Genomic DNA, 402 nt, shown 5'->3' with positions numbered 1-402 from the left:
CTCTTTCGGGAGCAGCCTTTCATTGAGGGGCAGGTTCCACGAGGGGGAACTATCTTGTTGATAATTTGGTCGCTGCTCTTTCGGGAGCAGCCTTTCATTGAGGGGGAGATCCTGGGTACGTACACCAAGCGGAAGGGAAGCGTCGCTGCTCTTTCGGGAGCAGCCTTTCATTGAGGGAAAAAATCCGCTACGACCGACTCGGCCCCGCAGCGTCGCTGCTCTTTCGGGAGCAGCCTTTCATTGAGGGTTACGTCTGGCTACAGCAGCCATGGCGTGACCACCGCTTGCGTCGCTGCTCTTTCGGGAGCAGCCTTTCATTGAGGGGGTCACGTCCACCACCCCGGCATTATGGTCAAGGCCGGCGTCGCTACTCTTTCGGGAGCAGCCTTTCATTGAGGGACC

Origin of the sequence: Corynebacterium sp. HMSC073D01 (genome assembly GCF_001815555.1) — a bacterium.
GTDB classification, from domain to species: Bacteria; Actinomycetota; Actinomycetes; order Mycobacteriales; family Mycobacteriaceae; genus Corynebacterium; species Corynebacterium glucuronolyticum.
The sequence above is the reverse complement of the archived record's forward strand: the minus strand, read 5'-3'. Positions refer to the sequence as shown.